The organism is bacterium, from assembly GCA_030649055.1.
In the GTDB taxonomy this organism is placed as follows: Bacteria; Patescibacteriota; Minisyncoccia; order UBA6257; family JAUSGH01; genus JAUSGH01.
Map to the genome: position 1 here is coordinate 1 of JAUSGH010000023.1, position 11,942 is coordinate 11,942.

Annotated in this window: 13 protein-coding genes and 1 tRNA gene; all 14 read right to left on the reverse strand. The window is 54.2% G+C overall.

Going from position 1 to position 11,942, the window contains the following annotated elements; translation table 11 throughout:
- A partial coding sequence (locus tag Q7R85_04755; protein ID MDO8585392.1) for an alanine--tRNA ligase-related protein occupies window positions 1-279 on the reverse strand: 279 nt, incomplete at its 3' end.
- Between the two features lie 126 nt (window positions 280-405).
- Window positions 406-2,154, reverse strand: a complete 1,749-nt coding sequence (locus Q7R85_04760; protein MDO8585393.1) for a DUF5667 domain-containing protein — start codon at window positions 2,152-2,154, stop codon at window positions 406-408.
- Between the two features lie 352 nt (window positions 2,155-2,506).
- Window positions 2,507-3,769, reverse strand: coding sequence for a sigma-70 family RNA polymerase sigma factor (locus tag Q7R85_04765; GenBank protein ID MDO8585394.1), 1,263 nt, complete (start codon window positions 3,767-3,769; stop codon window positions 2,507-2,509).
- Between the two features lie 292 nt (window positions 3,770-4,061).
- Window positions 4,062-5,831 (reverse strand): DNA primase, encoded by a 1,770-nt coding sequence (dnaG, locus tag Q7R85_04770; GenBank protein ID MDO8585395.1) that lies wholly within the window; start codon window positions 5,829-5,831, stop codon window positions 4,062-4,064.
- A 139-nt stretch (window positions 5,832-5,970) separates the two neighbouring features.
- Window positions 5,971-6,306, reverse strand: coding sequence for a hypothetical protein (locus tag Q7R85_04775; protein MDO8585396.1), 336 nt, complete (start codon window positions 6,304-6,306; stop codon window positions 5,971-5,973).
- A gap of 31 nt (window positions 6,307-6,337) precedes the next feature.
- On the reverse strand, window positions 6,338-7,456 hold the full coding sequence (locus Q7R85_04780) for a hypothetical protein (GenBank protein ID MDO8585397.1): 1,119 nt from the start codon (window positions 7,454-7,456) through the stop codon (window positions 6,338-6,340).
- A 492-nt stretch (window positions 7,457-7,948) separates the two neighbouring features.
- A tRNA-Pro gene (locus Q7R85_04785) sits at window positions 7,949-8,019 on the reverse strand.
- Between the two features lie 158 nt (window positions 8,020-8,177).
- Window positions 8,178-8,405, reverse strand: a complete 228-nt coding sequence (locus Q7R85_04790) for a L28 family ribosomal protein (GenBank protein ID MDO8585398.1) — start codon at window positions 8,403-8,405, stop codon at window positions 8,178-8,180.
- Between the two features lie 52 nt (window positions 8,406-8,457).
- Window positions 8,458-9,087: a phosphatase PAP2 family protein gene (locus Q7R85_04795; GenBank protein ID MDO8585399.1), complete on the reverse strand. Its 630-nt coding sequence runs from the start codon at window positions 9,085-9,087 to the stop codon at window positions 8,458-8,460.
- A 10-nt stretch (window positions 9,088-9,097) separates the two neighbouring features.
- Window positions 9,098-9,298 carry a 30S ribosomal protein S18 gene (gene rpsR / locus Q7R85_04800; GenBank protein ID MDO8585400.1) on the reverse strand — a complete coding sequence of 67 codons (201 nt, stop codon included), beginning with the start codon at window positions 9,296-9,298 and terminating at the stop codon, window positions 9,098-9,100.
- Window positions 9,299-9,409: 111 nt separating this feature from the next.
- Window positions 9,410-9,868, reverse strand: a complete 459-nt coding sequence (ssb, locus tag Q7R85_04805) for a single-stranded DNA-binding protein (GenBank protein MDO8585401.1) — start codon at window positions 9,866-9,868, stop codon at window positions 9,410-9,412.
- Between the two features lie 96 nt (window positions 9,869-9,964).
- Entirely contained in the window at window positions 9,965-10,423 is a 459-nt protein-coding gene (locus Q7R85_04810; GenBank protein MDO8585402.1) for a 30S ribosomal protein S6, read from the reverse strand.
- 88 nt (window positions 10,424-10,511) lie between these two features.
- On the reverse strand, window positions 10,512-10,871 hold the full coding sequence (locus tag Q7R85_04815; GenBank protein ID MDO8585403.1) for a hypothetical protein: 360 nt from the start codon (window positions 10,869-10,871) through the stop codon (window positions 10,512-10,514).
- A 125-nt stretch (window positions 10,872-10,996) separates the two neighbouring features.
- Window positions 10,997-11,942 (reverse strand): hypothetical protein (locus Q7R85_04820; protein ID MDO8585404.1); only part of this gene is annotated, 946 nt, incomplete at its 5' end.

Genomic DNA, 11,942 nt, shown 5'->3' on the forward strand with positions numbered 1-11,942 from the left:
AAAATTGCCGAGCATTTCAAAAAACGTGAGGTGCGTCGCGTCCCCCACTTCTTCAATATCCGAGGTGCGAAAACATTTCTGCGCGCTCGTCGCGCGGCGACTGCCAAAATCCTTCACCGGATCCAACTCTCCGGTGTAGTAGCGCTTAAATTGCTGCATGCCGGCGGTGGTCAACAGCACCGACGGATCATCGGGCCGCAACGAAGATGAGGGCACGACTGCGTGGCCCTTGCCCCTAAAGAACTCTAAAAACTTTTTCCGTATCTCGTTTGATTGCATAATAAAAATATAAAGCGAAAAACCCAAAATCACAAGTAAATCCCAAACCAACCTTGAAAATAAGCCCGCCCCGCAAAGCGGGGCGGATACCAAAACTTTTCACTATTCACTATTCACTTGAGTGCCCTACTCCACATCCACTACCCCCGTCATCTCCGGATGCAACTTATCAATGTATTTCCACGTGCCGCGGCTCTTAAATATAAAACTATACGTTTCACCGGTTGCGATACCGCGCCGCGAATCAAAACCATCAAGCGCTTCGCGACCCTTCTCCGACGAGGCAATAATCCAATGCGTGTCCGCGTCACGATTAACCCACATCACCGCGCCTCCTTTTTTAATCTTCACAACCGCGGGAACAAACTGCTTATCATTCATCTGAACCACGGCCGGCGCTTCCGCGGCAGAACCGAATGCCGACTCCGCCTCGCCAACACTTACGGCGCTCCGCGTTTCCGTCAACTGCGACGCGGCGCCAATAAGACGCTTCGCAAGCCGGATCGCGTCAACAACGCGCTCAGCTGAAGCATTCGCATTCACCAAATCCGCGACTTTCGCGATGGCGCGTTCCGCGTTGCCGAGCGCCGTAAAAAGTTCCGTCCTCCCCTCTTTGGTCGCTCCCGCCGCGCGCACCGTGGCTCCCAAGCCATCAAAATCCTGCTTTAACGCCCGAACGTCACCGGCAACGTCGCCGCTTCCCAAAAGAAAATTCGCATATACACTTTCCGCGGTGCCTAGCGCGGCCGAACCTTGCGCGTACGCGGCCGCGAACGAGCCCTCGTCAAAAAACTTCACGGCTCCATCATACGTAAACTTGGCGCGCGTCGTCGCTTTCGCGGCCTCCGGAACAATGATACGCCCCTTCACACCCGTAAACGCGTCAATTGAGGCGAGCACCGCCGCCGCTTGTTTCAGCAACGTCTCTGCATCGGCGCGTTGCGCAAGATTCCCGCTACGAATAACGTCAAACAGTTTTGACCGGACAAGATTCGCGTAATTTTTTATATCGGAATCCGCGACAGATTCACGCAAGGCGTCAAGCGAACGCAACCGCTCCAGCGGCGCCCCCGGCAGCTGTGCCAGCGCATCACCCCTTGATTCATCTTTCCCTTCAAAATCTTCCAGCGACGCGCCGAGAAGTCGTCCGGAGAGCTGCAACATCAGATTCGCCTTCAACACCACAAGCCCGTCCCGCAAACTTTGCGGAGCGATATTTTCCCAACGATTGATAAACTCCACCGCTTTGAGCTCGTGCCACTTTCTGGTCATTCTGCCGATGACGGTGTTGGTATACGCAACCGCGCGATCATTATTACCGACGACATCAGCGACGGCGGCAACGGTTTTAACGATATCCGTCCGCGCCGTAAACAATTGCGCGAGTACCGACGCCTCGGCATCATCCGCCGCGATGCGCGCGTATAACGCGTCTAAAATGTCCGAATGCCGCAATGCGCGGTCAATGACGGTCAGAACAAAGCGATCGGTCGGCGCCGTCATGCCTTTTAATGCCGCGATGCGCGCCTCGGCAAGAACAACACTCTGATCGTAACTTGCAACCGCGCGGCTATACGCGTCCGGATTTTTGATATCCAGCTCCTGCAGTTTCACAATCTCCGCCGCCTGCTCGTTGGCGATATCAAGCTGGAGCTCGGCGCGGCTCAAGGTATTAAAAGACAGGGCCTTGCGGATACCGCGGCCCCATTCTTTGAAGAAATAAAAAGGGTTGGACGGCAAAATACCCGTCGTTTCCACCCCCAAACTGCGTATTTCTTCCCCGCTTTCCCGTTCAATGCGGGTTTCGGAGACGCTAAGCGCGCTACCGCTGCCGCTCTCGGCCGCAGAAACCCTGGAAATGCTTAAATTGAGCAAAAAGGCCGTATAACATAAGGAAAATAAGGCCTTTTTGAGGTTCGTACCCATACAACCTAGTATAGCATACCGAGCGTCAATTTACCAGTGAGCGCCGAGATGGGGCAAATATGTCTACATTCGTACTAAATTTCCAATAACTAATATCTATAAGACCTACGCGCTCCACGCTTTTCTGTCATTCCCGCGAAGGCGGGAATCCAGTAATAAGTCAATTTTAAAAGCTCTGGATTCCCGCCTTCGCGGGAATGACACCCTCCACCCTCCATGCTGCCCACATCGGGCTTTTGCGAGCAACGCCAAAGCGGCGCATTGCTGCGCCGCTTAAGTCCTAATGAAGCTATCCACCTCTTTAATATCCTTCGATAGTATGCGCCTTATCGTGCTTTTTGATGCGTCCCAATGACTTCGCCTCAATCTGACGGATACGCTCTCGCGTGACGCCAAATTCCTTGCCCACTTCCTCCAATGTGTGCGTGACACCATCCTCAAGTCCAAAACGCATTTTTAAAATGGACTGCTCGCGAGGAGCGAGATCGTTTAAGATTTCTTTTATTTTTTCGCGCAACAATGCCTGCGAGGCGGTTTGTGACGGCGAAGGATTGCGCTCGTCAGGAATAAACTCGGAAAGCGTGGAGTCCTCGTCGCTGTCGCCCACGGGCGATTCCAACGAAATGACATCCTGCGAGATTTTTTGGATGTGGTGGATTTTTTCCACCGGCATATTCATTTCAATGGCGATTTCTTCCGCCAGCGGTTCGCGGCCAAGCTCCTGCAGCAACCGCCGCTTTGCCTGCGTGTATTTGGAAATGACCTCCACCATGTGCACAGGGATTCGGATAGTGCGCGACTGGTCGGCTAAGGCACGGGTAATTGCCTGCCGGATCCACCATGTGGCGTAGGTTGAAAACTTAAAACCGCGCCGGTAGTCAAACTTTATCACCGCGCGCGATAGGCCAATGTTCCCTTCCTGTACCAAATCAAGAATGCTCAAATTTGGCGAGCGGTTCACGTAGCGCTTTGCGATGGACACCACCAAGCGCAGGTTTGCCTGAATAAAACGTTTCCGCGCTTCTTCATCGCCTTTTTCCACGCGCTTCGCAAGCTCGCGCTCATCTTCGGTGGTCAAGAGCGGCGTCTTGCCGATTTCCTTCAAATACATCTGCACGGCATCCGGAAGTTCGCCGGAAAAACTTGTCGCCTCCTCAAGCTCCTTGATGCTCACTTCTTCTTTCGGCAATTCAATGAGCTGACTTGTTTCCACCACCTTCATGCCGGCCTTATCCAGCCGGTCATACACTTCTTCTAAAAATGTAACCTCTTCCTCAATATGCGGAAAATACGAAAGCACTTCGGAATCCGTTACAAATCCCCTGCCGCGGCCGCGCTCAATCAGTTCATCAAGATGCTTTTCGTTGATCGCATGCTTGGTCTCGGCTTTAGTCAACTTCTTTGCGGGCTTTGCGAATTTTTTTGCGGGCGAAACATGGGCTTTGCCGTGCTTTGTGGCGCGCTTTTTTGAAACGTGTTTTTTTGCTTTCTTTACCACGTGGCGCCGTACCGTCTTTTTTACGGCTTTACGATGAGAGGACTTTTTGTGTTTACGGGGCTTCATAAATAGAGGCACGGAACTTATCTCAAACATAGCTCCCGCCGCGATGCTTGCCAATTGCGCTCTATACTAGGAGCAGCTTCCGAAGGTGTATCCTCTGCGATACTCCGAGGAAATTGCGACGCCGTAGAGAGCGCAATTGGCTGCATCCCTCCGGGTTCGTGCGATTTGCTCATCCCGCTGCGTTACGCCTCGGTCGCTGTAGCGCTGGGGCTACAGCTTGTCGGCCAAGCCTTGCGGGAGTGAGCAAATCGCGACGAACGCGGCTGGGGGATATGTTTGAGATAGGTTCTTGCTAGATAGTATGCAGGTCTTTTGCGACGCTGTCAATTTCCTTTAAGGCGGCAGCCACACATGCCTCATCACCGCTCGCCTCACACCTTGCAATCACTTGCTTTAACTCTGTCTGCCGTTTCTTCAACGCCTCCATATGCAACTCGCGCATCAGGCGCTTCAGCTCTTCTTCCGGCGCGATGTTCTCGCCCACAAACAACCCCGAGCGCAAGCTGATAAGATCGGCACGCGCCTGGAGCTCCGGCGACACCGTTCCTATCCCCTCATCAGTCATCGCGTGAAGCAGCTCCACGTCAGTAGGCGCAAAATCTTTCTCCGCCGCGAGCACTTTCGCGCGAAGTGCCGGGTACGCGCACACCAAACTCAACATCCGCTCCCCGACAAGCTCGCTGCGCGTTTGCGGATCCTGCCGCTCGGCCCCGCTTTGCGGGGCCTCGGGCGCTTGCAACTCATCGTTTTTCGCCTTTTGCACTACTTGCTCAGGAACCTTTAGCGCGTCCATTTCTTCGGTTAACGCCCGCTCGGTCAACCCCGAGAGAACACCGAGCTCGCGGACCCAATGCAGGCGCTCAATCGGACTCGCAATCTGTTTGATTTTCCCCAACACTACCCGCACGCTCTTTTTTTGATCAGCAACCGGGGCGCCCGGATGCACGTAGCGGTCAAAATAGTAGCGCATCGCCGGCAATGCCTTTGTAACAAACTCCGCCATTTTTCCCGGCGCTCCCTGCACTACTTCCGCCGGGTCTTTATATCCTTTAATGGTGAGAATTTTGACGTTAAAGTCCGCCGACTGGGCAAGGTCAATGCTTCGCTCCGCGGCGGCAAGCCCCGCGTCGTCGGCGTCAAAGCTCAACACCAGCGTTTCAGCGATGCGGCGAAGCGCAATCAGGTGTTCCATCGTAAGGGCGGTGCCGGATGAGGCAATCACGTTTTTAATGCCATCCTGCCACAGCATCAGAAAATCCATCTGCCCCTCAACAACAATCGCGGTTTTGGTGTCACGGATCGCGGATTTTGATTTATGAAAACCGTAGAGTATTTTTGATTTATTAAAAATCGGCGTTTCCGGACTGTTCACGTATTTTGCCGCCTCAAAGCCGGTCTGCGCGATTTCGGACGGCAGTACCCTACCTGTAAATCCCACGACTTTTCCGAAATTATTGTACAACGGAAACATCACACGCCCGCGGAAACGGTCCCAGTAGGTACCTCGCTCGCTTTTAATAACAAGTCCAGCGCGCTCAATTTCCGGAACCGCGTACCGCGCGCCGGTCAATGCGCGGAATAACCCGTCGGAGATTGCCGGCGCAAGCCCGATTTCAAATTCGCGGATCGTCTCCGCGGTGAGGCCGCGCTTCACTAAATACTCCCGAGCAATTCCTTGGTGCGCCGAGGGCACGGCAGCCACGAGCTGTGCCACAAAAAAATCTTTCGCGGCGCGGTTGGCATCATAAAGTTCGCGGTACGCACCGCCTTGAGCAGCCCCCGCCGCAACCGTTACGCCGGCCTTCTCCGCCAAAAGCTTCATCGCTTCAAAGAACTCAATATTCTCGTACTTCATCACGAACTTGAACATATCGCCGCCCTCGCCACATCCGAAACAATGCCATGACCCGCGGTCCGGAGAAACCATAAACGACGGCGACTTTTCCTTATGAAACGGGCAAAGCGCCTTCAGATTTTTACCCGCGGGAATAAGCTTGATGTAAGCGCGTAAGACCTCGGCGATATCAAGGCGGCTTTTGATTTCTTGGACGTTATCGGACATTGAATAGCGTTTAGTGGTTAGGGTACAGCGATTAGGAGCACAAATTCACTCTCATTGTAATATAATTTTTGCAGTTTTTCAATGACAAAAAGAAACAGGCCCGATGCGGAATATCCGCACCGGGCCCGATCGCTTCATTTCACTTCCTCCGCGCGTAGAGCCGAATATCCAACGGCACCATCGCGAAGCCGCGCTTTCCTATGGAGTAGTTGACGTCTTGCTTCACGACGACGATGGCATCCTCCGGCGACCGAAGCTCGGGATCCATCGTGTCGCCGGGGATCACGACATTGACGTTGTACCGACGCCTCAGCTCCGAAAGAACCTCCGCATCAGTCGCCGCGCAACATGACGCAAGAACCTTCTCCCGCTCCGCGTCTTTGAGTTTCACGACGACCTCATGAACGGTGAAGTCCCGTAGTTGCAGTTCTGCCCAATCCTCGACATTGAACAAGGAACCGATAACGTAGATCATCCGGTCATCTCTCCTTTCGTCGCTTCCGGTCTTACCTGCTAATCCGCGTGTGGATGAACTCCGCCGCACGAAACGCGTTCTTGCCGTCGTTCGGGTAGTGCCGTTTCTGCGCAGCGCGGAGGTCTAGTTGATCCGCGAAGCTCATTCGCAAAAGTCCGCCAAGCTCCTGCACGCTCTCCGCTTTCACCGTACAGCCGAGGGTCACGAGTGGAAATTCGTTCAAAACCCCACCGAACCCGCGCGCCTTGCTCATGAAGGCAGCGCGGACTTCCGGAGTCCAGAGTGTGATGTTTTGCTTCAGAAGCGCCGCGGCTTCCAGGAGACACGTGGAGTACGCAGAAATTGTGACATCCGCCGCCGCGATGAGCGAAGGAGTGCTCCATCCTTCGTGGTTTGTTGTGATGACTTTGCTTTTCCGATCGGACAGGAGACGCGCCACCGCCATACCCCACACCGGAAGCTCGTTGGGTTCCTCCTCGATCATCCGCGGATGCGGACGAACGATGAGATTCACCCTCCGCCCCGTTGTTTCGATGGCCTTCACGAGTTCCATGAGGCATTGGCCGTTGAGGGTTGAGCCGGCGTAGAAGACCGTTGGAACGAATCCGAGCTGGAAATGTGTGTTGAACCGTTCCGCTTCCGCGAGGATGGCACCCGGATCCGCATACTTGTCCAACGCCGGATAGCCCGTCACGCCGATGCGTTCCGGATTGAATTCCGGCCACGCTTTGCGGACGGTTTCCGCGCCGATGGTGTCGCCGACGATGATGTAGGATGGCCGATATTCTGGGTCCGCCCAATCGTTTATGAGGCACCCGCCCCAGTAATCCTGGAGAGCGAATGTCACACACGATGACGGAAGCAAGGGAATGAGGTCCCGTCCCACGCCACCACCCGTGGACGTGTCCGTCACAACCGCGTCGGGAAGCGTGAACTGCTCAAGCAACCCCTCGGCCGAACTCGCCTTGACAAACGCCATGTCTGCCTTCACGAGCTCGGCGATTCCCTTGCAGTCCCTGCCCGGAACACCGTCGCAGTTCGTATTCGCGATCACCGTAACCACGTGTCCCATCTTGCGGAGCTCACACACGACCGGGATCGCCCCATTCGTGCCTCCGGTGTCTTTCACCACAAACCAGATGATGGCCAAACGCCACCTCCTTTCGTACTACAGCTAACGTTAAGGACTGCAAACAGTATAATACGTCGCGGGAATAAAGTCAAACTTTTTACGCGCGTTCGTCGGGCCGCAGGGAATCTCACGTCGCGCTTGCGCGCTCCTGGGAACCCAGCGGTTTGGACCCTATCGCAATTCTTATCTCTGGCGCGAAGCCGCAAATTGCTCGTGCAGCGCAAGGCGCGAGGAGCGCAATGTATCCCCTGGGATACATAAGCAACAAGCAACGCCGCGATGCGCGGCAAGATGCAGCTTCCCGTAGGGTTGCGCACCACGCGCGCGACTCACGGCGTCGCTCCTCCTCGGCGTATTCACATGAATACAACCTCGTCGTCGCTTCTTGTGCTCACGTGCGTGGAGCGCAACGCGCCGAGAGCAAGAATTGCGATAGGGTCCACTTCCGCCACGGGAAAACTCCCGTTTTCCCGACCCCTTTCCCGTTCGCTTCCGCATCCCTCCATTCTGTCGGGCCGCAGGGAATCGAACCCTGTCTACAAGACCCCCAGCCTTGTGTACTGCCGTTATACCACGGCCCGCCTTCGCCAGCCATAGCTGGCTTCGGCGGGTGAAACCCGCTAAGACAGCGACGGTTGGATTTATCTCCTTTACACTACTCGTATACAGTGTATACGTTCTCTTAAAATTACAAAAGGGCTCTTGCGAACCCTCGAATGTCCTCATTATTCAGCTTTTATTACTTCGCCGCAACAACAGCCACAGGCGCTGCAACTTTCGCTTTCGTGTTCTTTGCCATCGTGCGGATGCATGACGTGCACGCCAAAACACGCAACCCTTCGGTATTACGGGTTTGCTGCAAATTCGGATGCTTTCTTGTTTTGTTGGTCGGGTTGTAGTGACCGCGCAAGAGGACTCTCGTGCCTCCCATCCGCGACCCCTTCCCGCACATTTCACACTGTCTCATATGTTAGTAATGAATATATAGGAGAACCGAACAAGTGTCAAATCCGCTCTTTTTATTGCGATTGACCGGTTTCCGGCACGGCGCTCCGCGGGCGAGGCAGCATTGCCTTCGCGGCGTATGCACTCCCGACGCCGATCGCTGCTCCGAAGAGGACATCCAGTGGGTAATGCACGCCCGCAATCACCCGCGCGATTGCCATGAGAATCGTTGTCGCAAGCAGTACATGCCCCCAACCGCGGTGTTTGCCCAACAAGTAGTAGGCAGCGACAAATGCAAAAAAGAACGTCGCGTGACCGGAGGGAAACGCCGGCTCGGCCGGATTTTTAGCAATAAGCGTCACAACATCCGTTAATGCGACAAATGGACGCGGGCGGTTATAAAAAAACCGTATGATTTCCGTCACGAGTCCGCGCGCGAAGAGCAGCGAAAGCGCTACGACGGCAACGTCATACGCGCGCTTTCTCCAGTCGCGCTCACATAGCACCATTGCCCCGATAGTTAACGCGACGAGATAGGGCGCGTATGTGGCAAAAAATACGACGATGAAGTCAAGAAGCTTGCTCGCTCCGGCGAGAGAGTTCAAGAAGCGGAAAAGAGTGAGGTCAAGGGGCATGGCAACATTTGACATTTGACCATTGACATTTGACCGGGCGAGCGCGGCCGCCGTTCTGTCAATTGTCACATGTCAATTGTTATCTCCTAACAAACGGCAGCAGCGCCAAAATGCGCGCGCGTTTGATGGCGTTGGAAAGCTGACGCTGATGTTTCGCGCAGGTGCGCGTGTAGCGCGGGTCAATCACCTTTGCCTGACCGGACGTAAAACGGCGCAAGAGCGTCGCGTCTTTGTAATCAATCTCTTCGTAGTTTTGCGAGCAGAAAAAACAGTTATTCATGTGAGTGTTCGCTAATAATGCGAATGGGGGCAAATAATGCTAATAACTTTTTGTGGCGACGAATGCGATTCGCGTTATTTTGAAGCAGATTCGCATTATTCGTGATTACTCCTAAAAGGGTAGGTCCTCCGCCTTTACCTCATCCTCGACCTCAATCACGGGAAGTTCTGGGGCAGGAGCAACTTGCGCCGATGCCTCCATCGCCGGAGCGCTTGCGCGCGGCGCGCCACCGGACATTCCGCCGGCACGAGGACCGAACTGGATCCGCTCGGCGACAATTTCTGTGGTTTTGCGCTTCACCCCGGTTTTGTCGTCCCAGCTCCGCGTTTGCAACCGCCCCTCAACGAGCACCAAAGCGCCCTTGGTCAAGAACTTGCTTGCGGTCTCGGCCTGCTTCCCCCACACCACAATATTATGAAACTCAACCGCCTCTTGCTTCGCGCCCGCCTTGTCGGTCCACACGCTGTTGGTCGCAACGGAAAATGTGGCGACCGGCTGCCCCGAGGTCGTAGACCGGAGCTGTGGATCGGCGGTTAATCTGCCGGCGATGAGTGCTTTATTTAAATTCATAGGAGTGTTCGCTAATAATGCGAATGGGGGCAAATAACGCTAATATGTCCCCGAGTTTATTCGCATTATGTTGAAATCAATTTGCATTATTCGCGATTACTTTAGTATCTCTTCCAGCTTCTTCTCCAATAACTCATTACTCAACACCTCCGGCACGGGTGCCATGGGCATCTTCGGAGCTTCAACTGGTTTTTCCTGAGTCTTCGCTTCGCTCGGTTTTGTGGTCGCTCCATGTTCTCGCATCGGCGGACGGCTCTCCCGCACCGTTACCTTGACCGGTGGCGTCACAATCAAGAAACGCAGTACGCTTTTCTCAACCGCCAACTCATCGTGCAGCTGTTTCACGTTCGCCGGCAACGCCGAAAACCACACATAACCAAAAAAACCGGTGGTATGCTTTTTTATCTGGTACGCGAGCTTCAATGCCGCCAAGGGTCCCCTTCCTGTTATGGCGCCGCCGTGCTTCGCGATAAGCTGATCCACCGCGGGCGCCGCGTCTTCCCCGGCCGCAACGAATGCAAGCTCATATTCCTTTCTATCTTCCATATCTTCCATGTTTATAATAATTTAGCAGAAGCACGCCGCTTCGTCAATACATGACGCGGATGCGCACCGCAAACCCAGATCTATCTCGTACACAGCCCTATTTTGCCGCGTTCTTGCTTTCAATATACTTCACGACAGCGCTGTCGTCTTTCAATTCCGACATCCAAAGCACATTGTCGCGATTGAGGCGCATCACATCTTTCGGACCCCAAAACGCATCCCCAAATTTCGCAAGCGTAAACGGCGTTTGCGTGTTGCCTTCATTCTTCTGCAATGCGTACACATTCACCAGCGCCAACTCCGGAAAACGGTGCAATGTGCCGAAATACATCTCGCCACCGTTCATTAACACAGCATAATACGACCCGCCGCCTGTGTTTTTCTGAATAAGCAATCCGACGCCGACCAAAATCAACAGCGCGACGACTCCCAGCAATGCTTTGTTGAGCGTGCTCATAGTTTTATATTTTTACCATAACCGACGGTCTTCTTTTTTGCAATACTACATACAAATGGCGTAGGCCATCGTATAACCACACCAACTGCTACTATTGCTAAACACAACACAAACACATCCGCTATCTATAACCTATAACAATACGTAAACAGTGTACCACCGCGATTGCCAGCATCTCCAAAAGCGCAGGAAAGCGGTAGGGCGGTGAAGCCCGATGGACAGCCGTACCCCTCCGGATCCGGATTTGGAAACGGATTCGGGACGCCACTGGCCACCCCACCATTACAATCTACTCCGTTAAAATACTGTGAATACATACCCCCGAAATTGCCCTGCAATGCAGCTGGTGCTTGACTTTCCCAGCTTGTTCCGTTTGATGTCAGCACGCTTCCTGAAGGCCCTGGGGCAATAGATAGTACCTGTCCTGTACCATTACCCATCAACACGCTACCTAGAGGAAGCGCGGTAAGGCCGGTGCCGCCCTGTGTTGTCGAAAGCGGAATATTGAGTCCGGTGATGCGTGTGATGTCACTGTTTGCGCCGGACGCCGCCGCGCCAAGATTTGCGCGAGCAGTTGCCGCAGTTGAAGCGCCGGTGCCGCCATTTGCCACAGCGAGTGTGCCGCCTAAGGTGAGCGTTCCGGAAGTAGTAATCGGGCCGCCGGTTAATGTTAAGCCAGTTGTTCCTCCGGAACCGCTGACGCTCGTAACAACCCCGGTAACTCCAGAAATACTTCCGCCGGTTATTGAAACCGCATTACTATTTTGTGTCGCCATAGTTCCCAAACCAAGATTGGTTCGGGCAGCTGCGATAGTGTCGGCGCCGGTGCCGCCATTCGCCACCGTGACAGTACCCAAAACAATATTCGGTGTAGCACCGCCGCTTGAATAAAGCGGGACGGAAGCGGTCACTGAAGTGACTCTGCTTGCGGGCGCTTGGCTCACCCACGCAGCACCATTTGACGTTAATACATTACCCGACGTTCCCGGCGACGAAAGACCTGTACCTCCTTGCGCTACGCTTAAGTCGGTTGTTAAGCCGGTAAGCGATGTGATGTCACTGTTTGCGCCG

Bases quoted from the DNA above. Each gene is read 5' to 3' on its own strand.
- Q7R85_04815 (MDO8585403.1), bottom strand. From the start codon at position 10,871: ATGAGCACGCTCAACAAAGCATTGCTGGGAGTCGTCGCGCTGTTGATT.
- Q7R85_04810 (MDO8585402.1), bottom strand. From the start codon at position 10,423: ATGGAAGATATGGAAGATAGAAAGGAATATGAGCTTGCATTCGTTGCG.
- ssb (MDO8585401.1), bottom strand. From the start codon at position 9,868: ATGAATTTAAATAAAGCACTCATCGCCGGCAGATTAACCGCCGATCCA.
- Q7R85_04775 (MDO8585396.1), bottom strand. From the start codon at position 6,306: ATGATCTACGTTATCGGTTCCTTGTTCAATGTCGAGGATTGGGCAGAA.
- Q7R85_04765 (MDO8585394.1), bottom strand. From the start codon at position 3,769: ATGAAGCCCCGTAAACACAAAAAGTCCTCTCATCGTAAAGCCGTAAAA.
- rpsR (MDO8585400.1), bottom strand. From the start codon at position 9,298: ATGAATAACTGTTTTTTCTGCTCGCAAAACTACGAAGAGATTGATTAC.
- Q7R85_04790 (MDO8585398.1), bottom strand. From the start codon at position 8,405: ATGAGACAGTGTGAAATGTGCGGGAAGGGGTCGCGGATGGGAGGCACG.
- dnaG (MDO8585395.1), bottom strand. From the start codon at position 5,831: ATGTCCGATAACGTCCAAGAAATCAAAAGCCGCCTTGATATCGCCGAG.